Source organism: Arsenicicoccus piscis (genome assembly GCF_022568835.1).
Classification (GTDB): domain Bacteria; phylum Actinomycetota; class Actinomycetes; order Actinomycetales; family Dermatophilaceae; genus Arsenicicoccus; species Arsenicicoccus piscis.
On the sequence record NZ_JAKZHV010000007.1, the window covers coordinates 97,170 to 118,168 of the forward strand.

Annotated in this window: 21 protein-coding genes; 5 read left to right on the forward strand and 16 right to left on the reverse strand. The window is 70.9% G+C overall.

Features of this window, described 5'->3' with window-relative positions; all coding sequences use genetic code 11:
- The 3 genes from qcrA (at nucleotide 1) to MM440_RS13060 (ending at nucleotide 3,324) form a co-directional block, all read left to right on the forward strand.
- Entirely contained in the window at nucleotides 1-1,107 is a 1,107-nt protein-coding gene (qcrA, locus tag MM440_RS13050) for a cytochrome bc1 complex Rieske iron-sulfur subunit (RefSeq protein WP_241444782.1), read from the forward strand.
- Complete coding sequence (qcrB, locus tag MM440_RS13055; RefSeq protein WP_241444784.1) at nucleotides 1,107-2,813, forward strand: cytochrome bc1 complex cytochrome b subunit; 1,707 nt, start codon at nucleotides 1,107-1,109, stop codon at nucleotides 2,811-2,813. The genes qcrA and qcrB overlap by 1 nt, the downstream gene beginning before the upstream one ends.
- Nucleotides 2,814-2,973: 160 nt before the next feature.
- Nucleotides 2,974-3,324 (forward strand): metallopeptidase family protein, encoded by a 351-nt coding sequence (locus MM440_RS13060; RefSeq protein WP_241444785.1) that lies wholly within the window; start codon nucleotides 2,974-2,976, stop codon nucleotides 3,322-3,324.
- Here the strand turns inward: MM440_RS13060 and MM440_RS13065 are convergent.
- The 11 genes from MM440_RS13065 to MM440_RS13115 form a co-directional block, all read right to left on the reverse strand.
- Nucleotides 3,321-4,532 (reverse strand): L,D-transpeptidase, encoded by a 1,212-nt coding sequence (locus tag MM440_RS13065; RefSeq protein WP_241444786.1) that lies wholly within the window; start codon nucleotides 4,530-4,532, stop codon nucleotides 3,321-3,323. The two genes, MM440_RS13060 and MM440_RS13065, sit on opposite strands and share 4 nt — an antisense overlap.
- Before the next feature lie 150 nt (nucleotides 4,533-4,682).
- Nucleotides 4,683-5,102: a cytochrome c oxidase subunit 4 gene (locus MM440_RS13070; protein WP_241444787.1), complete on the reverse strand. Its 420-nt coding sequence runs from the start codon at nucleotides 5,100-5,102 to the stop codon at nucleotides 4,683-4,685.
- A 3-nt stretch (nucleotides 5,103-5,105) separates the two neighbouring features.
- Nucleotides 5,106-6,827 carry an aa3-type cytochrome oxidase subunit I gene (gene ctaD, locus MM440_RS13075; protein WP_241444866.1) on the reverse strand — a complete coding sequence of 574 codons (1,722 nt, stop codon included), beginning with the start codon at nucleotides 6,825-6,827 and terminating at the stop codon, nucleotides 5,106-5,108.
- A gap of 23 nt (nucleotides 6,828-6,850) precedes the next feature.
- Nucleotides 6,851-7,693, reverse strand: a complete 843-nt coding sequence (gene ctaC / locus MM440_RS13080; protein ID WP_241444788.1) for an aa3-type cytochrome oxidase subunit II — start codon at nucleotides 7,691-7,693, stop codon at nucleotides 6,851-6,853.
- A 237-nt stretch (nucleotides 7,694-7,930) separates the two neighbouring features.
- On the reverse strand, nucleotides 7,931-8,152 hold the full coding sequence (locus MM440_RS13085) for a hypothetical protein (protein WP_241444789.1): 222 nt from the start codon (nucleotides 8,150-8,152) through the stop codon (nucleotides 7,931-7,933).
- A 30-nt stretch (nucleotides 8,153-8,182) separates the two neighbouring features.
- Nucleotides 8,183-8,980 (reverse strand): leucyl/phenylalanyl-tRNA--protein transferase, encoded by a 798-nt coding sequence (gene aat, locus MM440_RS13090; RefSeq protein ID WP_241444790.1) that lies wholly within the window; start codon nucleotides 8,978-8,980, stop codon nucleotides 8,183-8,185.
- A 4-nt stretch (nucleotides 8,981-8,984) separates the two neighbouring features.
- Nucleotides 8,985-9,962: a carbohydrate kinase family protein gene (locus MM440_RS13095; RefSeq protein WP_241444791.1), complete on the reverse strand. Its 978-nt coding sequence runs from the start codon at nucleotides 9,960-9,962 to the stop codon at nucleotides 8,985-8,987.
- 66 nt (nucleotides 9,963-10,028) lie between these two features.
- The gene (locus MM440_RS13100; protein ID WP_241444793.1) at nucleotides 10,029-10,418 is read right to left on the reverse strand and encodes a HesB/IscA family protein; all 390 of its coding nucleotides are present in this window, start codon (nucleotides 10,416-10,418) and stop codon (nucleotides 10,029-10,031) included.
- Between the two features lie 153 nt (nucleotides 10,419-10,571).
- Nucleotides 10,572-11,801 (reverse strand): glycerate kinase, encoded by a 1,230-nt coding sequence (locus MM440_RS13105; protein ID WP_241444795.1) that lies wholly within the window; start codon nucleotides 11,799-11,801, stop codon nucleotides 10,572-10,574.
- Nucleotides 11,802-11,817: 16 nt separating this feature from the next.
- Nucleotides 11,818-12,492, reverse strand: a complete 675-nt coding sequence (def, locus tag MM440_RS13110; protein ID WP_241444797.1) for a peptide deformylase — start codon at nucleotides 12,490-12,492, stop codon at nucleotides 11,818-11,820.
- Between the two features lie 80 nt (nucleotides 12,493-12,572).
- Nucleotides 12,573-13,928 (reverse strand): dipeptidase, encoded by a 1,356-nt coding sequence (locus tag MM440_RS13115; RefSeq protein WP_241444799.1) that lies wholly within the window; start codon nucleotides 13,926-13,928, stop codon nucleotides 12,573-12,575.
- A 73-nt stretch (nucleotides 13,929-14,001) separates the two neighbouring features.
- Between MM440_RS13115 and MM440_RS13120 the strand changes: the two genes are divergently transcribed.
- The gene (locus MM440_RS13120; protein WP_241444801.1) at nucleotides 14,002-14,604 is read left to right on the forward strand and encodes a DUF3043 domain-containing protein; all 603 of its coding nucleotides are present in this window, start codon (nucleotides 14,002-14,004) and stop codon (nucleotides 14,602-14,604) included.
- An 85-nt stretch (nucleotides 14,605-14,689) separates the two neighbouring features.
- Entirely contained in the window at nucleotides 14,690-15,541 is an 852-nt protein-coding gene (locus MM440_RS13125) for a class I SAM-dependent methyltransferase (protein WP_241444802.1), read from the forward strand.
- A gap of 3 nt (nucleotides 15,542-15,544) precedes the next feature.
- Here MM440_RS13125 and MM440_RS13130 read toward each other — a convergent pair whose 3' ends face one another.
- From MM440_RS13130 to MM440_RS13150, 5 genes are read right to left on the reverse strand one after another with little or no spacing between them, the layout of a single operon-like run.
- Nucleotides 15,545-15,757: a hypothetical protein gene (locus MM440_RS13130; protein WP_241444803.1), complete on the reverse strand. Its 213-nt coding sequence runs from the start codon at nucleotides 15,755-15,757 to the stop codon at nucleotides 15,545-15,547.
- Nucleotides 15,754-16,902 (reverse strand): uroporphyrinogen-III C-methyltransferase, encoded by a 1,149-nt coding sequence (gene cobA, locus MM440_RS13135; protein WP_241444804.1) that lies wholly within the window; start codon nucleotides 16,900-16,902, stop codon nucleotides 15,754-15,756. The genes MM440_RS13130 and cobA overlap by 4 nt, the downstream gene beginning before the upstream one ends.
- On the reverse strand, nucleotides 16,899-18,020 hold the full coding sequence (gene cobT / locus MM440_RS13140; RefSeq protein ID WP_241444805.1) for a nicotinate-nucleotide--dimethylbenzimidazole phosphoribosyltransferase: 1,122 nt from the start codon (nucleotides 18,018-18,020) through the stop codon (nucleotides 16,899-16,901). Before cobT ends, cobA begins: the two co-directional genes overlap by 4 nt.
- A gap of 56 nt (nucleotides 18,021-18,076) precedes the next feature.
- Nucleotides 18,077-19,624 (reverse strand): Rv2231c family histidinol phosphate aminotransferase CobC, encoded by a 1,548-nt coding sequence (gene cobC, locus MM440_RS13145; RefSeq protein ID WP_241444806.1) that lies wholly within the window; start codon nucleotides 19,622-19,624, stop codon nucleotides 18,077-18,079.
- Nucleotides 19,621-20,976, reverse strand: a complete 1,356-nt coding sequence (locus tag MM440_RS13150; RefSeq protein WP_241444807.1) for a cobyrinic acid a,c-diamide synthase CobB — start codon at nucleotides 20,974-20,976, stop codon at nucleotides 19,621-19,623. Before MM440_RS13150 ends, cobC begins: the two co-directional genes overlap by 4 nt.
- Nucleotides 20,977-20,999: the final 23 nt, after the last annotated feature.

Here is a 20,999-nt window from a genome sequence, read left to right on the forward strand (position 1 = left end):
ATGACCACCCACGGAACTCCCGACGGAGCACACACCCCGATGAACGACGAGCACGGCTCCACGGCCGTCCGGCTCGACCAGGGACACATCCAAGGAACGGGCGGGATCCCCGCACAGTTCCAGAACCCCGGCCTGCCGCCCCACGTGGAGCGCATGTCCGACATCGACCCGAAGGCCGCCAAGCGGGCGGAGCTCCAGGTCGCGAGCATGTTCATCCTGTCGATCCTCGGCAGCCTGGCGTGCCTGGTCGCCTACTTCGTGATCCCCACGCACCAGCAGATCTGGATCCCCGCGATCGAGAACGGCAACCTCAGCCACCTCGCGATCGGCCTGACCCTCGCCATCTCGACGTTCTTCATCGGCGCGGGTGCCGTGCACTGGGCCAAGACGCTGATGCCCGACCAGGAGGTCGTCGAGGAGCGGCACCCGCTGCACAGCACCCCCGAGGAGCGTCAGGCGTTCGCCCGCGCGCTCGCCGAGGGGGACGCCGCCGCGCAGCTGTCCCGTCGTCCGCTCCTGAAGATGACGCTGGCCGGAGCCCTCGGCCTGTTCGCCATCCCGCCGATCGTGCAGCTGGTCGGTGGCCTCGGGCCGCTGCCCGGTGACGACCTGTCCACCACCTTCTGGGACAGCAAGTACTGGACCAACGGCAAGGCGCCGCGCCTCATGCGCGACCCCGAGATGACGCCGATCAAGGCGTCCGACGTGACCATCGGCTCGGTGTTCCATGTGCTCCCCGAGGGCATCATGGACTCCGAGCACCCGCTGGACGAGAAGGGCAAGGCCGCCGTCCTGCTCATGCGCCTCCACCCCGACCAGATCAAGTCGCAGAAGGAGCGCGACTGGGGCTACCACGGCATCGTCGCGTACTCCAAGATCTGCACGCACGTCGGCTGCCCGGTCGGCCTCTACGAGCAGACCACGCACCACCTGCTGTGCCCCTGCCACCAGTCCACGTTCGACGTGACCGACGACTGCAAGGTGATCTTCGGGCCGGCACACCGTCCTCTCCCCCAGCTGAAGATCGCGGTCGACGCCGAGGGATACCTCATCGCTGAGCACGGCTTCGCCGAAGCCGTCGGCCCGAGCTTCTGGGAGCGTGGCTGATGTCTACTCGCACCACTGACGGCCTGCGCGCGGGCGACTCCCGCAGCGCAGCGACCAGCTCATCCTCGACCAAGGCCGGAGCGATCGCCGGCTGGGTCGACGACCGCACGGGCCTCGCCAAGGGCGCGCGCTACATCATGAGCAAGGTCTTCCCCGACCACTGGAGCTTCATGCTCGGTGAGGTCGCGATGTACTCGATGATCATCACTTTGATCACCGGAGTCTTCCTGACCTTCTGGTTCGTCCCGAGCGCCGGGCACGTCGAGTACAACGGCTCCTACATCCCGCTCAAGGGTGTCCAGATGTCCGAGGCCTACGCCTCGACGCTGCACATCTCCTTCGACGTGCGTGGCGGCCTGCTGATCCGCCAGATCCACCACTGGGGCGCGCTGCTGTTCGTCGTGGCCATCGTCTGCCACATGTTCCGCGTGTTCTTCACCGGCGCCTACCGCAAGCCGCGTGAGATCAACTGGCTCATCGGCACCATGCTCGCCATGCTCGCCCTGATCGAGGGCTTCGCCGGCTACTCGCTGCCGGACGACCTGCTCTCGGGCACCGGCCTGCGCGCCGCCCAGGGCTTCATGCTGACGATCCCGGTCATCGGCTCGTACTTCGTGTACTTCCTGTTCGGCGGCACCTTCCCCGGCGAGGCGATCATCCCCCGCCTCTACAGCGTGCACATCCTGCTGCTGCCGGCGATCATCGTCGGGCTGTTCGCGGCGCACCTGATCCTGGTCATGGTGCACAAGCACACCCAGTACCCCGGGCCCGGCCGCACCAACGAGAACGTCGTCGGCTTCCGGCTGATGCCGGTCTACACCGCGAAGGCCGGTGGCTTCTTCTTCATCGTCTTCGGCATCATCGCGCTGATCTCGTCGCTGTTCAGCATCAACTCGATCTGGAACTACGGCCCCTACGACCCGACGGCTGTGACCGCAGGCTCCCAGCCCGACTGGTACATGGGCTTCGCCGACGGTGCGCTGCGTCTGATGCCGGGCTGGACCGAGGTGAGCTTCGGTGGCTTCACGTTCACCTACGGCATCCTGCTCGGCTCGCTGGTGCTGCTGCCGCTGGTCTACGTGCTGATGGGCGCCTACCCGTTCGTCGAGCAGTGGATCACCGGTGACCAGCGCGAGCACCACCTGCTCGAGCGCCCGCGCAACGCCGACACCCGCACCGCCATCGGTGTCGCCGCGATCACCGCGTACTGCGTCCTGTGGTTCGCTGCCGGCAACGACATCATCGCGACGCACCTGAGCCTCTCGATCAACGACATCACCTGGTTCTTCCGGATCCTGTTCTTCGTGGGCCCGCTGCTGGCCTTCTGGGTGACCAAGCGCATCTGCCTCGCCCTGCAGCGCGCGGACCGCGAGAAGGTCCTGCACGGTCGCGAGACCGGCGAGATCGTGCGCACCGCCGACGGCAGGTTCTACGAGCGTCACGAACCGCTCGACGAGTACACCCGCTGGCACCTGGTCACCGGCGAGCCGCCCGTCGCGCTCGCCCTCGACTCGGGCACCGACCACAACGGTGTGCGCCGTCCCGCCTCCAAGAGCGAGCGTCGTCGCGCCAAGTGGGCCCGGTTCTTCTACAAGGACAACATCCCGCCGGTCACCCCGGCCGAGCTGATCGCCGCTCAGCACGACGGCCACGGTCACGAGGCGGTCGCCGAGATCGAGTCCGGCGAGACCACCAGCCGGCACTGACCTACACCACCGACCGACGCCACACCGGCCGACGTCAACCGATCAACGCGGGCGGGCGCCGTCTCCCTCAGGGAGGCGGCGCCTTCGCCGTGCCTGGGTCTTCAGGCACGGTCATCAGCCGGGTCATCAGGCGGATCAGCTGCCGTGGCAGAGTAGGCGCATGCCGATCACCATCGCCGCTGCCGAGTTCGACGAGCTCGTCGCGGCAGCGCTGGACCAGGTGCCGCAGGAGCTGCTCGCCCAGCTGGACAACGTGGTGTTCCTGGTCGAGGACGAGCCGCCGGCGGACGAGCCGGAGCTGCTCGGGGTCTACGACGGGGTCCCGCTCACCGAGCGCGGGATCGGCGCGGGCTTCCTGCCGGACCGGATCGTGCTGTTCCGCGGACCGCTCACGCGGATGGTGGACAGCCACGAGGAGCTGGTCGACGAGGTGGCCATCACCGTCGTGCACGAGATCGCGCACCACTTCGGGATCGACAACGCGGCCCTGCACGCCTGGGGCTGGGGCTAGGCGAGGGCGGACTGCTTCTTCCACTGGTCGTAGGTGTACTGCCAGACGCCGATGCCCTCGACCGGCAGGAACGGCCGGTCGCTGCCGGTGAACTTCACGACGTCCCCGACCTGGCTGAAGCCGAACATCCAGCGCGCGTTGGCGGCGGACATGTTCGTGCAGCCGTGCGAGACGTTGTCGCGGCCCTGCGCGCCCACGGACCATGGCGCGGAGTGCAGGAACTCCCCCGTCCAGGTCACCCGCATGTTGTACTGCGTGTCGAGCTTGTAATACTCCTTGTTGCCCTTGGGGATCCCCACCGTCGCGGAGTCCATGGTCATCTTGCCGACCTTCTCGATGATGACCTTGGTGCCCGAGCGAGTCGTGAAACCGTCCTTGCCGGTGGTCACGGGGATGACGCGCTGCACCTGACCGCCTCGGGTGACGGTCATCTCGTGGGTGCGCATGTTGACCGTGGAGACCTGGTTGGCGCCGATCGTGAACGTGTGCTCGCCGTCGCGGCCGACCCACTTGCTGTCACCGGTCTGCAGGCCGTGCAGGTTGGTCTTGACGACGACCTTCGTGCCGGGCTTCCAGTAGTCCTTGGGCCGCCACATCAGCTGGCGGTTGTCCAGCCACCCCCACGATCCCTCGGTCGCCGGTGAGGTGGTCACCGTGACGTTCTTCTCGACGGCCGCGCGCTGCTCCTTGGTGGTCACCTTGGTGGCGAACTGGATCGACACGGGCATGCCCACGCCCACCGTGCTCTGCGACGGCAGGATGTCGTACTGGGCGACGCTCTCGGGCTTGAGGGTGCTGAACGTCGAGGTCTGCGCGGTGGCGACGCCGTCGGCGTTGACCGCCTCCGCGCGCACGGTGTAGCTGACTGAGGGGCGCAGCCGCGAGGTCGAGTGCCAGCCGTCCGCACCGATCGTCCCGGGGACGGGGGTGCCGTCGGACTCCTTCACCGCCACGCTCTTCAGCGTGCCCTCGCCTGCGCGCACCGTCACGGTGGCGCTGGGCAGGACGCCGGAGGCCTTGTCGGCGGGGTAGACTTTGACGGAGGCCGCGGGAGCGGCCGCCACCGAGCTGGTGGTCGCCGACGGTGCCTGCCCGGTGGCAGCGACCGCCAGGGTCTGATTGTCCTGGGCGCTGCAGGCCGCGAGGCCGCCCACCAGCGCGCAGGCCAGAGCCAGGCTCCCCCCGCGCGTGACCGTCGTGTGTGCCATCTGGTGTGTCCTCCCGTGCTCTCCCCCGCGCCGTGTCCTCACGGCGCCCCGTTGCCCTACCAGGATACCGAGCGTGATGCCCTGTCCCTACACAGGACGGTCGTCACGCCCGAGGGCGTGACGACCTTCACCTGACCGGATGAGCCGAGCTCAGACCGAGTAGTCACCGTGGAAGAACTCGAAGACCCACCCGATGATGAAGATGAGGGACATGCCCACACCGATGGCGAACATCCACCACCCGACCATCAGACCCATAACCGTCCAGGCCGCCGAGAACGCGAGGCCGATGGGCCACCAGGAGTACGGCGCGAAGAAGCCGTACTCACCCTCGGCCTCGTGGATCTCACCGAGCGCCTTGTCCTCCGGAGGGGTGGCGGGCAGACGCTTGTAGGTCGCGCCGAAGTAGAACGCGATCATCCAGCACATGAAGCAGCACAGCAGCAGCGCCATGATGCCGGCGAACTCCGCGCCGCCCGAGGCCCACAGGTGGGTGCTCACCGCGTAGATGATGGTGACGACCAGGAAGAACACCCCGAGCCACAAAAACATCGTGCGTCCGGTCTTCATGGGTCAGTGCCCTCCATCCGTGTGAGCGTCGCTGTGGGCCGTGGCCCCGGTGCTGCGCCGGTCGCCCTTGAGGCGCTCGAGCGTGGCCGGGTCGGCGGACGGCGAGGGGCCGTCGGCGTCGGGGTGGTGCAGGTCCCAGGCAGGACGCTCGGAGCGGATCCGCGGGATCTCGAGGAAGTTGTGCCGCGGCGGCGGGCATGAGGTGGCCCACTCGAGCGACTGGCCGTACTGCCACGGGTCGTCGACGAGGACCCGCGGGGTCCGCAGCGACTGCCACGCGTTGTACATGAACGGCAGCATCGAGACGCCCAGCAGGATCGAGCCGATGGTCGAGATCTGGTTGTAGAGCTCGAACCCGTCCTCGGGCATGTAGTCGGCGTAGCGGCGGGGCATGCCCTCGACGCCGAGCCAGTGCTGGATCAGGAAGGTCAGGTGGAAGCCGAAGAACAGCATCCAGAAGTGGACCTTGCCGAGCCGCTCGTCGAGCATGTGCCCGGTGAACTTCGGCCACCAGAAGTAGTAGCCGGCGAACATCGCGAACACCACCGTGCCGAACAGGGTGTAGTGGAAGTGCGCCACGATGAAGTACGAGTCGGAGAGGTGGAAGTCCAGCACCGGGCTCGCGAGCATGATGCCGGTGACGCCACCGAAGAGGAAGGTCACGACGAAGCCGAGGGCGAACAGCATCGCCGTCTCGAACGTCAGGTGACCACCCCAGATGGTGCCGACCCAGTTGAAGAACTTCACGCCGGTCGGGACCGCGATCAACATCGTCATGATCGAGAAGAACGGCAGCAGCACCTGGCCGGTCACGAACATGTGGTGCGCCCAGACGGCCATCGACAGCGCCGCGATCGAGATGGTCGCGAAGACGAAGCTCTTGTAGCCGAACAGCGGCTTGCGCGAGAAGACCGGCAGCACCTCGCTCACGATGCCGAAGAACGGCAGCGCGAGGACGTAGACCTCGGGGTGGCCGAAGAACCAGAACAGGTGCTGGTAGAGGATCGGTCCACCGTTGGCGGGGTCGAAGATGTGCGCACCGAACTTGCGGTCGACGAGCAGGCCGAACAGCGCGGCCGCGAGCACCGGGAAGACCAGCAGGATCAGCAGCGAGGTGACCAGCGCGGTCCAGGTGAAGATCGGCAGCCGGAACATCGTCATCCCCGGGGCCCGCATGCACATGATCGTGGTGATGAAGTTGACCGCACCGAAGATCGAGCTGAAACCACCGAGGATGATGCCGGCGACCCACAGGTCACCGCCGAGACCCGGCGAGTAGACGTTGTCCGACAGCGGCGCGTAGGCGAACCAGCCGAACGAGGCCGCACCGTTGGGGGTGAGGAAGCCGAACGCCGCCACGAGGCCACCGAAGACGTAGAGCCAGAAGGCGAACGCGTTCAGGCGGGGGAAGGCGACGTCGGGGGCGCCGATCTGCAGCGGGACCAGGGCGTTCGCGAAGCCCGCGAACAGCGGCGTCGCGAAGAGGAACAGCATGATCGTGCCGTGCATCGTGAACAGCATGTTGAACTGCTCGTGGTTGTCCACGACCTGCAGGCCGGGCTCGAACAGCTCGAGGCGGATCATCAGCGCCAGCACGCCGGCGATGATGAAGAAGATGAACGAGGCGATGAAGTACATGTTGCCGAGGACCTTGTGGTCCGTCGACGTCAGCCACTTGCGGGCGATGGTGCCCTTGGAGTTCTTCGGCATGGAGATCTTCGGCATGGACGGCGCCGTCGTGCTGGTCATCAGTTGCTCCCCTTCGACAGGTCGGCCTCGAGCTTCTTGAGCTGAGCGGGCTCTTCGATCGGCATGCGGCTGTCCTCGTTGCTGAGCTGGCCGGTCTGCCCCTTGGCGCGCAGGTCGGCCATGTGCTGGTCGAACTCGGCCTGGGAGACGATCTTGACGTTGAACAACATCATCGAGTGGTAGGCACCGCAGAGCTCGGCGCACTTGCCCTTGTAGGTGCCCTCGCGGTTGGGGGTCACCTGGAAGGCGTTGACCTTGCCCGGGATCATGTCCATCTTCTCCTGGAAGGCCGGCACCCAGAAGGAGTGGATGACGTCACGCGCGGTGAGCACGAACTCGACCCGCTTGTTGACCGGCAGGTAGAGCGTCGGCAGCGTGGCCTCGACACCCGGCTTGCCGTCGAGCTGGCCCTGCGTGCCCGACTCGTAGACGTCGGCGTTGACGTAGTTGAAGTCCCAGCTCCACTGCTTGCCGACGACGTTGATGGTCACGTCCGGCTTGGCGGACGTGTCGATCAGCGCCGACTCGTCCCGCGCGGTGTAGTAGAAGAGCGTGGCGACCATCATGATCGGCACGACCGTGTAGAGGATCTCCAACGGGATGTGGTAGCGCAGCTGGGGCGGGTAGCCCGTGTCCGTCTTCTTCTTGCGGTACGCGATGATGCACCAGATCGTCAGCCCCCAGACGAGGACGCCGACCGACAGGGCGGAGATCCAAGTCCAGATCCACAGCGACTCGATCATGCCCGTCTCGACGGTCGCGCCCTGGGGCAACCAGCCCCGCTTCACCTCCTCGCTGCAACCCGACAGCAAGGCGGCTCCCGCGACGGCGGTCCCCGCCATGGCGAGCCCCCTCCACCGCGGTGAACCAGGGGAAGTGTCGACGTGCTTGCGCAACGGATACACCTTCCGATTGAGAGACGAACTCAGACGTAGATCAGACGTGGATCACCCTACCCCGAAGAATCCCCGTTGTCCGTCCACGACGTGCCCTGCGGATCGAAGGTCCCACGCGGTGGATCCGGGTGCTCGCAGGGCCGCTGGGGTGGTGACACACAGCGACCAAGGAGCGCCCGTTCGTCACTGAGCGCGTACGCTGAGCGGGTGAGCCATCCCGCGCGGCACCCGGCAGGACGGCGGCGGCGCAGCGACGTCCAGCTCGACGCGCGCGACTGGCGGCCGGCCGAGGCCGTCGTGCGACTGGCGCGGCTGCTGGCCCGGCGTCGCCGCGGCACCCTGGTAGAGCTCGTAGGCCCCTCCGGCGACACCCGCGCCACGGTGCTGGCCTGGTGCGCGTCCCATGGCTACGAGGCCTTCGACGGCTCCCGCACGCTACGGCTGCGCCGGCCGCTGCGACCGGTCGCCGGTGCGGACGGCACGGTCCGCGAGCCCGTCGAGCCGAGCGGGCCCTACTGGTGGCGACGGGGCGCCGACCAGCCCCGCCAGCCGCTGCAGGTAGTCGTCCCGTGAGCAGGTCCTGACCCCCAGGCTCGCAAGGTGCGGCGTGCTCCACTGGGTGTCGATCAGCCGGTCCGCCCCCTGCCCAGCCACACCCTGCCCACCCACGCCGCCGTCCCACCCCTCGCTCAGCACGTCCACCAGCCCGACGAGCGCCACCTTCGAGGCGTCGCGCGCGTGGTGGAACATCGACTCGCCGGCGAACAGCCCACCCACCAACACGCCGAACAACCCGCCGACCAGCGCGTCGCCGGACCACACCTCGACGCTGTGCGCCCAGCCGAGGTCGTGCAGCGCGCGGTAGCCGGCGACGTAGTCGTCCGTGATCCAGCTGCCGGTGCGGCGCGGGTCGGCGCACGCGGCCACCACGGCGTCGAAGGCGAGGTCGACGGTCACGTCGAAGCGGCGCACCGCAGACCGCAACGACCGGTGCACGACCAGGTCGCCCAGCTCGAGCACACCGCGAGGGTCCGGCGACCACCAGCCGAGAGCGGTGCTGACGCCGAGGTCTACCTCCATCGCGAACAGGCCGTGCCGATAGCCCTCGAGCAGGGTCCCGGGCGCGAGGTCCGCTCCCAGCCCGACCAGGTCCTCACCCGGCACCTCGGCCCCCAGCGTGAGCCGCCACGGGGTGCGCGGGGGCTCTACCGGCGGGAACGGGCTGGGGGCCATGGTCTCAGCGGATGCGCAGCCCGTCCAGGTCCTTGGCCGCGTCCTCCCCGTAGACCGAGGCGAACCGGCGGATGAACGACTGCTGGCCGAGGCGGTACTCCTGGGTGCCGACGGTCTCGAGGACGTGCGTGGCGAGCAGCGCGCCCAGCTGGGCGGCGCGGGCGTGGCTCAGCCCGAGGCTGAGCCCGGTGATGAAGCCGCCGCGGAACGCGTCGCCGACCCCGGTGGGGTCCTTGACCTTGTCGGTGAGCGCCGCCTCGACCTGCACCGGCTCCTGGCCGCGCTCGGCGACGACCACGCCGTCCTTGCCGCGGGTGATCACCCGCACCCGGACCCGCTCGGCGATGTCGTCGGCGCTCCAGCCGGTCTTCTGCTCGGCGAGGTACGACTCGTACTCGTTGGTGAACAGGTAGTCGGCGCCGTCGATCAGCTTGCGGATGCCGGGGCCGTCCATGAAGGCGAGCTGCTGGGACGGGTCGGCCGCGAAGGGGATGCCTCGCGACCGGCACTCGTCGGTGTGCCGGATCATCGCCTCCGGGTCGTTCGGCCCGATGACCACGAGGTCGAGGTGCCCGACGCGCGCGGCGACCGGCCCCAGCTCGATGAACCGGGCCTCCTTCATGGCTCCCGCGTAGAACGTCGCGATCTGGGCCAGCGCGGTGTCGGTGGTCACGACGAACCGGGCCGTGTGCAGCGTCTCGGAGATGCGCACGGACGCGCAGTCGACGCCGTGCCGCTCGAGCCACGAGCGGTAGTCGTCGAAGTCGGCGCCGGCCGCCCCCACGAGGATCGGCTTCATGCCGAGCCGGGCCATCGCGAACGCGATGTTGGGCCCGCAGCCGCCACGACGGATGTCGAGGTCGTCGGCGAGGAAGGACAACGAGATCTTGTCGAGCTGCTCGGCGACGAGGGAGTCGGCGAAGCGGCCCTTGAAGGTCATGAGGTGGTCCGAGGCGATGGACCCGGTGACGGCGACACGCACGCGCACAACCTAGCAGCGGCCGGCCCCGGGTGTCGGGGCCGGCCGCTGCCGGGTGCTGAGCTGGGATCAGCTAAACGAGTCGCCGCAGGCGCAGGACGAGCCGGCGTTGGGGTTGTCGATGGTGAAGCCCTGCTTCTCGATCGTGTCGGCGAAGTCGATGGTGGCGCCCTCGAGGTAGGGAGCGCTCATCCGGTCCACGACCACCTCGACACCGTCGAAGTCGCGCACCAGGTCGCCGTCGAGCGTGCGCTCGTCGAAGTACAGCTGGTAGATCAGGCCGGAGCAGCCACCCGGCTGCACGCCCACGCGCAGGCGAAGGTCGTCACGACCCTCCTGCTCGAGCAGGCTCTTGACCTTGGCGGCGGCGACGTCGGTGACGATGACACCGTGCGTGCCCTCGGCCTGGCCGGCAGCCGCAGCGTCGGTCCGGGTCTGGGTGTCGTCCTGGAGACTCATCTGTGTCTTCCTTCGCTGCTGGGGTATCGGTCGACCCGTGCGGGTCGGATCGGTTGTCAGTCGTACGTGGACAACCGTGGGAGTCCTTGCATTGTTCCCCCGCCGGTCGGCCGCGACCAAACCGCCCCCGTCTGCGGCCCGTCGCGCCGGGCCTCAGGCGCGTGGCGACCAGGTGCGCGCCACGCGGGTGACCCGGTGCTCCAGCGCCGCACGGAACGCGTCCGTCCCCGCGGGGGTGCTGGGGGCGATCTCGCCCAGGCGGCGACGGTCCGGGGCGAGCGGGTGCACGCCGCTCAGCCCGAGCGCCATCGTCTCGCGCCGCCCCAGCTCGCTGCGGGCGCAGACCGCGACGGTGGGCACGCCGGCGGCCAGCCCGATGGCCGCCGCGGTGGCCACCTCGGTGTGCGCGACGCTCTGCCAGTCCAGCACCGCCTCGCCGGTCACGAGGACGCCCGCGCCTCGGGCGCGCTGCGCCAGGTGCCACAGCTCGGCGACGTGCACGGCGGCCGACACCGACCGCACCCGCGCGCCCGTCGCGGCCCCCAGCACCTCCATCCCGTAGACCAACCCGCCTCCTGCGCCTGCTGCCGGCACCTTGTCGCGCCGCACCGGTCGTCCCGAGAGCAGGTCGGTGGGCTCGGGCAGCGCCTGGCGCACCGCGTCGACGAAGACCCCGATGTCGGCCTCCAGCTGCTGCGCCTGCTCGGGGGTGGCGCCCTTGTCGGTGGCGAACTGGGCGGACACGCCGCTCAGCCCGAGCAGGGTGACGTCCCAGTCCCAGGCGACCAGGAGGTCTACGTCAGCGAGAGGGTGAGACGGGTGCGGGCGCAAGAATCCGGTCGCGCGGTCCCCCGAGTCGTCCGCCGAGGCGTGCGTCGAGTCGTCCGCCAGGTGATCCCTCGAGTCGTCCCCATCCGACAGGAGCCGCTCGAGCATCCCGCGACCGGCGTCGTGCGCGAGCACGCCCCCGACGGCGAGCACGACCCGGCGCGCACCGGCGTCGACCGCGGCCTGCAGCAGGTCGGCGACGGGTGCCGAGCTGGTGCCGGCCGGGTCACGCTCCGCCTCGGTCACGAGGTGCAGCCCGACCACCTGAGCGGCCTCGAGCCAGACGGTCGGCACACCGTCCGGTCGGGCCAGCAGCGCGTGCGCGAGCAGCGGCGCGCCGTCCGGTCCGACGGTCTGCACAGGCAGCACCTGCGGGTCCAACCCGTCCGCCAGCAGCGCCTGCTCGACGACGTCGAGGAAGCCGGCCCCACCGTCGCTCAGCGGGCAGCAGGTGATCTCGTCCCACCCCGCGACCGAGGTCCAGGTGTCCGCGATGAGCGTGGCGGCCCCACCGGCGCTCAGCCACGGCGCGAAGGCGCCGGGGGCGATCAGCACGCGCACGGTCTACCGCCTAGCGGGGAGTGTCGAGGTCTACCTGAGGTTCAGGGTGAGTCGGCGCCCCACCCTCGGCGGCGACGTCGTGCTCGTGGTCGTCGTGCTCGTCGTGCTCGTCGTCGTGGCCGAACGGGTCGCGATCCACGCCGGGCATCCAGCTGTTGCCGGGGACGGTCCAGCCGTGGGCGCGCAGCATCTTCTTGGCCTTGCGGGCCTGCCGCCCCTCGAGCCGGTCGACGTAGAGGGTGCCGTTGAGGTGGTCGTACTCGTGCTGCATGCACCGGGCGAACCACCCGGTGGCGTCGAACTCCAGCTGGCGGCCGTCGACGTCGAAGCCGATGACGTGCGCCTGCAGCGGTCGGACCAGCGGATAGCTCTCACCGGGGACCGACAGGCAGCCCTCGGAGTCCTCGTCCGGGTCGGGCGTGCCGGAGGACCGGCCGGACGTGGTCACGACCGGGTTGATGATGTGACCGCGCGCCGGGACGCCGTCGTCGTTGCGCATGGCCCAGGTGAAGATCCGCAGCCCCACGCCGATCTGGGGAGCCGCCAGGCCCACACCGTTGGCGCGCTCCATCGTCTCGTCCATGTCCGCGACCAGGGCGCGCAGCTCGTCGTCGAAGACGGTGACGGCCTCGGCCCGGCGGTGCAGGACGGGCTCCCCGTAGATCACGACGGGACGGACGGTCATGCGCTGGCTCCTCAGGTCTGGGTGCGGGTCGGCCTCACAGTCTGGCAGACGGCGCGGACCCCCCGCCCCACGAGGACGGGCTACGCGCCGGCGGCCCCCAGCCGAGCCAGCAGCAGGGCCTCGGCGAGACAGGCCGACTCGAAGTCCGGCAGGTGCAGCGACTCGTTCGCGCCGTGCGCCCGGGTGTCGGGGTCCTCGACGCCGGTGATCAGGATCTGGGCCTGCGGGAAGGCGTCCGCGAACTCCTTGACGAACGGGATCGACCCGCCCATCCCGATGTCCACGCACGGCGCACCGTAGGCCTGCGTGAACGCCTCGCGGGCGATCTCGAGCGCAGCCCCGTCGGCCGGTGCTGTGAAGCCGGACCCCGCGTGGTCGAGGCGCACCTCGACCACGGCACCCCACGGAGCGTGCGCGCGCAGGTGCGCAGCGACCGCCTCGTAGGCCTCCATCGGGTCCTCGTCGGGGTGCAGGCGCACCGAGAGCTTGGCGGCGGCACTCGGCGCGAGCAGGTTGGCCGCGGTGGCGGTGTCGGGCACGTCCATGCCGAGGATCGTGATGGCGGGCTTGGACCAGAGCCGTTCGAGCAGGCGGCCGGTGCCGATCGGACGCACCCCCGCCAGCAGCCCCGACTCGGCGCGCAGCTGGTCCTCGTCGTAGTCCAGCGCGGCCGTGGCGCCGGACTGCAGCCCCGTGACGGCGACCTCGCCGCTGGCGTCGTGCAGGGTCGCGAGCAGCCGCACCAGGGTCGTGGTCGCGTCGGGCACCGCCCCGCCGTAGAGCCCGCTGTGCACCCCGTGGTCCAGCGTGCGCACGGTGACGGTGAGCCGGACCATCCCCCGCAGCGTCGTGGTGAGCGCGGGCACGCCGATGCGCCAGTTGGCCGAGTCCGCCAGCACGATCGCGTCGGCGGCCAGCCGGTCTCCGTGCCGCTCGAGGATGGCACCGAGCGACGGGGAGCCGATCTCCTCCTCGCCCTCGACGAAGACCGTCACCCCCACGGCGAGGTCGTCACCGAGCGCCCGCAGCGCCGCCACGTGCGCCATCACCCCGGCCTTGTCATCCGCAGCCCCTCGTCCGTAGAGCCGGTCGCCGCGCCTGGTGGGCTCGAACGGTTCGCTCTCCCACGCCTCGCGCGGGCCCGGCGGCTGCACGTCGTGATGCGCGTAGAGCGTCACGGTCGGCGCGCCCTCCGGTCCCGGGCGGTGCCCGATGACGGCCGGGCGCCCGCCCTCGCGGACGATCTCGACGGCCAGCCCCTCGGCCTCCAGCAGCCTCGCCACCGCCGCCGCACTCGCGTCCACGTGGGCCTGGTCGAAGGCGTCGAGCGACACGCTCGGGATCCGGACCAGGGCCTCGAGGTCGGCCTGGACCGCGGGCAGGAGCTCGCGGACCCTGGCGCGCAGGTGTTCTACGGAGGGCGTGGTGGTGGCCATGCCCCGACGATATCGGGCCCGGTTCGCTGCCCGGGCGACGGACCGGGCGCGGAGGGCGGATAGGGTTAGGCCCGTGTTCGGACGTCAGAAGAAGAAGGACGAGACGCTGCAGGAGCAGCTCTCGACGCAGAGCGAGCCCGCACGGCCGGGCGCCAAGGGCCGCCCCACGCCCAAGCGCCGCGACCAGGAGGCCGCTCGCCGGCGCCCGATCGTGCCCGAGGACCGCAAGGCCGCAGCGAAGGGTGACCGCGCCGCCGCCCGCGAGGCGCGGGTGAAGCAGAACGCCGCCATGATGCGGGGCGAGCAGTGGGCCCTGATGCCGCGCGACCGGGGACCCGAGCGCCAGTTCATCCGGGACTACGTCGACGCCCGGTGGAACATCGCCGAGTTCGCGATGCCCGTGCTGCTGGTGGCGATGGTGATGTCGTTGTTCTTCAGCCGGTTCCAGTCGAGCTGGCTGATGAGCGCCATCTTCATGCTGACCTACGGCTGGCTGCTGGCCGGGATGATCGATATGGCGATCACCTACCGCCGGATCAAGAAGCGCTACCAGGCGAAGCACCCCGGCGCCGAGTTCCCCCGCGGGTCCGGCTGGTACGCCGGCGTCCGGGCGTTCCAGATCCGGCGCACCCGCGTCCCGCGTCCCCGGGTCAAGCGCGGCGAGTTCCCCGGCTGACCCTCCCTCCCCCCGGCCGCACTCTCCCCCGGCAACCCGTCCGCCGGCGGCCATCCCCGACAGACCCTCTGGCATGCTGGGCCGCATGGCGAGCTTCGTGACAGGGCGTGACCACTGGCTCACGCGGGAAGGTCTGCTGCGCAACGTGGTGCGGCAGGAGGTGGTCCGGCGCCAGCTCGAGGTGCACCTCCCGCTGGCCGACGCCGGCACCACGGCGCTCGACGTGGGCGCCGGGCAGGGCACCCAGGCGCTGCACCTCGCTCGGGCCGGGTTCGCCGTTACGGCTGTCGAGCCGGACCCCGAGATGCGGGCGGCCTTCCAGGCCGCGCTCGCGCAGGAACGCCCGGCTGTCCGCCGGCGCGTGCACCTCGTCGCGGGCTCGCTGGAGGACCTGGACACCCTCGGCGAGCTCGGTGCGCTGGGCAGCGACGAGGGCACCTACGACGTCGTCTGCTGCCACGGCGTCCTGATGTATCTGCCCGACCCCAACCCGGCGATCCGGGCGCTGGGCCGCCGCGTGGCCGTCGACGGCATCCTCTCGGTGGTCGCGCGCAACAGCGCCGCGATGGCCTGGCGGCCGGCGATGCGAGGGGACTACGCCGGAGCGCACGCTCTGCTCGACGAGGTCGACCGGGCCGCGCGCGAGCGGCGAGACCCGTTCTACGACAACGAGCTTGGGGTGAAGGCGCGCGCCGACAGCCTCGAGCGGCTGGGCGCCTTCTTCGGCGGCAGCCGGGTGGCCGTGGAGTACTGGTACGGCGTGCGCACCTTCTCCGACTCGGTCCCCGTGGACACGCCGGTGCCCGAGTCCGCCGACGAGCTCGAGGAGATCATCGCGCTCGAGACCCGCCTCGGCCGCACCGATCCCTACCGCCGGATGGGCACGCTGCTGCACCTGGTCGGGCGACGGGGCGAGGGCCGCGGACCGCAGCTGTGACGGCTAGTCCATCGCCTGCAGGCTCATCGGCCCGTAGACCACGGTGTCGCCCTCCATCAGCGTGACCGCGTCGACCCCCTCGTCCGCGACCAGGCTCCAGTCCTGCGCGAACCACGCCTCCGCGTCGGCCTGCGTCGGGAACGAGCTGGTCGGCAGCGCCGCGCTGTGCATCGGGCGTCCGGAGGCGTCCAGGTAGGTCCAGGTGAAGTCGCTCATGACTCGTTCCTACCACCCTCCGCCGGAGGGTGGGACCCCGTCGCGAACCGGGCCACCTCGCCGATCACCACCACCGCCGGCGCCCGTAGACCGTCCGGTGCCCCCGCACTGACCAGCTCACCGACCGTCGTGGTCACCACGCGCTGAGAGGCCAGACCGCCGTCCATGACGCAGGCGACCGGGGTGGCCGCACGCGTGCCGGCGTCGGCGAGGGCCGCGGCGATCCGCGCGAGGTGGTGCACGCCCATCAGGACGACCAGGGTCGTGCCGCCTCGGGCAAGAGCCGCCCAGTCGAGGGTGCTGGCGGGGTCGTCGGGTGGGACGTGCCCCGACACGACCGTGAAGCCCTGCGACAGCCCCCGGTGGGTGACGGGGACGCCGGCGAGCTCGGGCACCGACACCGCCGACGTGACCCCCGGGACGACCGTCACCGGGACGCCGGCCTCCTGGCAGGCCAGCACCTCCTCCATGCCGCGCCCGAAGACGAACGAGTCACCACCCTTGAGCCGCACCACAGCTCGCCCCTCGCGGGCCTTGGCGACGAGGATCTCGTTGATCCGCTCCTGCGACGTGAACCGCCCGCGCGGGATCTTCGAGACGTCGATCACCTCGATATCCGAGGCCAGCCGGTCGAGATAGCCCACCGGGGCCAGCCGGTCGACCACGACCACGTCGGCGCGGTGCAGCTCCTCGGTCGCGCGGACCGTGAGCAGCCCCGCGTCGCCCGGGCCGCCGCCGACCAGGATGACCCGGCCCTGTTGCCTGGCGTTCGTGGCGGACGCGTCTGCGTTGGTTGAGTCCGTGGTGGTCGACTCCTTCGCGGCCGAGTCACGTTGAGCCGGAAGGAGAATCACGCCGGCAGCCTCGGCCGACCGCGCCACCCCGGCGTCCAGCGTCGGGTCCCCCGTCGCGGTGACGACGAGCGCGAAGTCGCGGATCACGGTGTCGCGCAACGACCCCGGGAGGTGAGTCACCAGACCGCGTTGCACCAGGTCGTCGACGACGGGCGCCAGCGCGTCGGCGAGGACGCTCACCTGGGCCTGCGCCTGCACCAGGGCGACGACGGCGGGCACGGCCGGCTCGGCGCCGCCGACGACCAGCACCCGACGCCCGGTCACGTCGAGCCCGCGGTACTGCTCACTCATCGCTGCTGCTCCTGTCCTGCTTCTGGTCTCGCTCCTGGCCCGCCCTCGATCGTGCCACCGTCCGGCGACTCGCTCACACCCGCGGAGGCGAAGGTGGCCACCTCGCGCAGCATCCGCACCGACGCCTGTACGACCGGGACGGCCAGCGCAGCACCAGACCCCTCGCCGAGCCGCAGGTCGAGGTCGATCAGCGGCCGCAGCCCGAGCTGGGCCAGGGCCGCACGGATGCCGGGCTCCATCCCCGAGTGCCCGGCGATGAGGTAGTCCACCGTGTCAGGAGCCAGCGCCGTCGCGACCACCGCTGCGGCACAGGCGATCACGCCGTCGAGCACCACCGGCGTGCGCAAGGCCGCTGCGCCCAGGAGGTAGCCCACCATGGCGGCGTGCTCCAGGCCACCCACCGCTGCCAGCGCCGCGATCGGGTCCGCGGCACTCGCCCGGTTGACCGTGATGGCGGTCTCGATCACGTCGATCTTCGCGGCCTTGCCCGCGTCGTCGAGCCCCGCACCGTAGCCCGTGACCCACGCCGGCGCCTGCCCCGTGAAGACGCTGACCAGTGCCGCGGCGGGCGTGGTGTTGCCGATGCCCACCTCACCGACCAGGAGCAGCCGGGTGCCGCGGGCCACCAGGTCGCGGGCCACGCCGATCCCCACCTCCAGGGCCGCGTGGACCTGCGCCTCGGTCATCGCCGGTCCGACCGTCATGTCACCCGTGCCCGACGCGATCTTGCGTCGCAGCAGGCCCGGGACGTCCGGCAGCTCGGGCACCAGGCCCACGTCCACGACGACCACGTCGGCGCCGACCTGGCGGCACATCGCGTTGACGACGGCGCCCCCGGAGGCGATGTTCAGCGCCATCTGGGCAGATACCTCCTGGGGCCACCGGCTGACGCCGTGGGTCTGCACGCCGTGGTCGCCCGCGAACACCGCGAGGGCTACGGGATCCGGGACTGGTGGCGGGAACTCGCCGACCATGGCCGCGACGCGCTCACCCGTCGGCTCCAGCAGCCCCATCGACCCGGCGGGCTTCGTCAGCTGCGCCTGATGCGCCTGCGCGGCGGCCAACGCCTCGGCGTCGGCGGGACGGATCGCCGCGATGGTCTCGGTCAGCAAGGACACGGCAGTGCCTCCGGGTGGTCGGTGGTGGAGCCGGTGGTCGTCGTCATGGTCCTACCTCATCGTCCTAGCTCGTCCAGGATCGGGCGTAGCGTGGCCGTCAGCTCCTCGACCACCTCGGGGTCCCGGGCGGCGAACCGAAGCCACTGTGGGCCGAGCCCGGGGAAGGTGTCGCCTCGCCGCACAGCGATGCCCTTGTCCCGCAACCTGACTCGAAGCAGTCGTGCCTGGTCGTGCCGGGCCAGGACGAAGGGGGCATTCGGCGGCACGACCTGCAGCCCAGCGTCACTCAACGCGGCGGCGATGTGCAGCGCGTTGCGGTGCAGCCGTCGCGCGGTCTGCTGTGCGAACGCGTCCCCCTCGTCCGTCAGCACGGCGTCGACGGCGGACAGCGCCAGCGCGTTGACCGACCAGTGGCCCTGCAGCCGCTCGAGTCGCTCGACCAGGGCGGGGGTGCTTACCACCAGCCCGGCCCGCAGCCCCGCGAGGCCGTAGGTCTTGGTGAGGCTGCGCACCACGACCACCTCGCCCTCGCGCTCGGCCACCTCGGGGTCGAAGAGCGAACGGTCTTGCAGCAGAGACTGACTCGGGTCGCTGCTGGCGTCGATGAACGCCTCGTCGACGACCAGGACCCGTCCGGGGCGCCTGAGCGCCAGCACGTCCGAGCGGTCGAACAGCACCGACGTCGGGTTGACCGGGTGACCCACGACCACCAGGTCCGGCGCGGTCGGCACCAGGTCGGGGCGCAGCGAGAACCTGTCCTCCGCGCTCAGCACGTGGTGCTGCACCGGCACGTCCGCGGCCCGCAGCGCCGCCTCTGGCTCGGTGAACTGCGGCTGCACGATCAGCGCCTCGGTCCACCGTCGTGCGTGAGCGAGCAACGAGAACGCCTGCGCCGCACCGTTGGTGAGCAGCAGCCGGTCCGGCTCCAGCTGGAGGTGGTGGGCGGCACGCCTCGTCGTCGGCCCCTGGTCCGGGTAGACCGCGAGCTGCGGGAGCGCGCGCTCGATCGCCTGCGCCACGAAGGGCGGCGGGGACGGCACGGCCACGTTGACGGCCAGGTCCAGCCGGGCGCCCCGGGCCTCCACGTCCCCGTGGTGCTCGAGATCATGGTGCTCGAGACCATGGTGCTCGAGACCACGGTGCTCGAGACCATGGTGCTCGAGATCGGCTTGGTGAGCCACGTCGGTCTGGTGCTCCAGACCGGCTGGATCCCTCTCGACGAGCTCCCCCACCGCGACGGTGAAGTGCGCGCTGGCGCGCTTGCCCAGCACCAGCCGGGCACCCGAGGCGAGCACCGACGCCTCCGCGACGCTGGACGTTCCGACCGCCCGCGCCGCCGCTTCGCTGGGATGCGGCGCCGGTTGGCCGGCGAGGACGGCCTCGGCGTGCGGCACGAGCGGCGCACGGCACGCGCTCGCCAGCTCGATCACCGCAGGCCGGGAGGAGGCCCGGGTCGAGGTGGTCACCAGAGTGACGTCGCCCCGGTCGCGGCCCGCCTCGGTCAGGGCGACGTCGACCAGCGCCTGCAGCTCGTCCGGGGTGCCGACGCTCCGGGCGCCGACCCCGAGGACGAGACCGCGTCGTCCGCCGGTGCCGAGACTCATGCGACCGCCGCCGCGAACCGCTCGACCAGTGCGGGGTGGCCCGCCCAGTGTGTGTGCAGGTAGGCCGCATGGACCGATCCGCGCACGAATCCGTCGGTGTGCGAGGCACCTTCGGGCGACGGCCAGCTCCAGGCGCGCGCCACCGTCTCGTCCGTCGCCGCCACGCTGGTGCGGTGGAACTCGTGGCCGGTGACCACCTGCCCGCGCTCGGAGAGCACCGAGTCGGTGACCGCGGTGGCCGTCCGGTAGCCCAGGGTCAGCCGGGACCCGAAGGTCGCCTCCACCGGCAGCACCCCGCACATCTCGTGCCCGTCGAGCCGGTCCGCGAGGTAGAGCAGCCCGGCGCACTCCGCGACCACGGGCAGGCCGTCGTCGACCGCCCGCGCGATCGCCGACCGCAGCACGGTGTTGGCCGCAAGGTCCACCGCGTGCACCTCGGGGAAGCCGCCCCCGATGACGAGTCCGCCGATGCCAGAGGGCAGCTCAGGATCGACCAGGGGGTCGAAGCCGACCGGCTCCAGGCCCGCGGCGGCGAGCAGCTCGGTGTGCTCGGCGTAGCCGAAGGTGAACGCGCGTCCGCCCGCCACCGCCACCCGTCGACCCCCTGCCGACGCGTCGGGTCCGGCGACGGCCGTCCGCGGCGACCAGGCCTCGTCGACCAGCGGGGGCGCCGTCCGCGCGACGTCGAGGAGGGCGGGGAGGTCTACGTGCTGAGCGACGAGGGACGCGAGGGCGTCGACCTCGGCCATCGCCTCCGGGGAGCGCTCGGCGGCCGGCACCAGGCCGAGGTGGCGCGAGGGGACGACGATCTCCTTGACGCGAGGCACGCAACCGATGACGGGGATCCCGCTGGGGGCCAAGGCTGCTCGCGCCTCGGCCTCGTGCCGCACCGAGCCGACGTTGTTGAGGACGACGGCGGCGATCCGCACCTGCGGGTCGTAGCTCGCGAAGCCCAGCACCAGCGCGCCCACGCTCCTCGACATGTGGGCGGCGTCGACGACCAGCACGACCGGGGAGGCGGTCAGCGTGGCGACGTGCGCGGTGGACGCGAAACCCTGGGTGCCCAGCTGCCCGTCGAACAGGCCCATGACGCCCTCGATCACAGCGACGTCGGCGGGCTCGGGGGTGCTCGCACCGTGGAGCAGCAGCGGCACGATGCGCTCGGCGCCCTGCAGGTGCGGGTCCAGGTTGCGCCCCACCCGTCCGCACGCCGCCCCGTGGTAGCCCGGGTCGATGTAGTCCGGCCCCACCTTGTGCGGCGACACGCGAGTCCCGCTGCGGTGCAACGCCGCCAGCAACCCCGTGGTGATCGTGGTCTTGCCGCTGCCGGAGCCCGGCGCGGCGATCACCACGCGGGGCAGATGGGTGGGGGGAC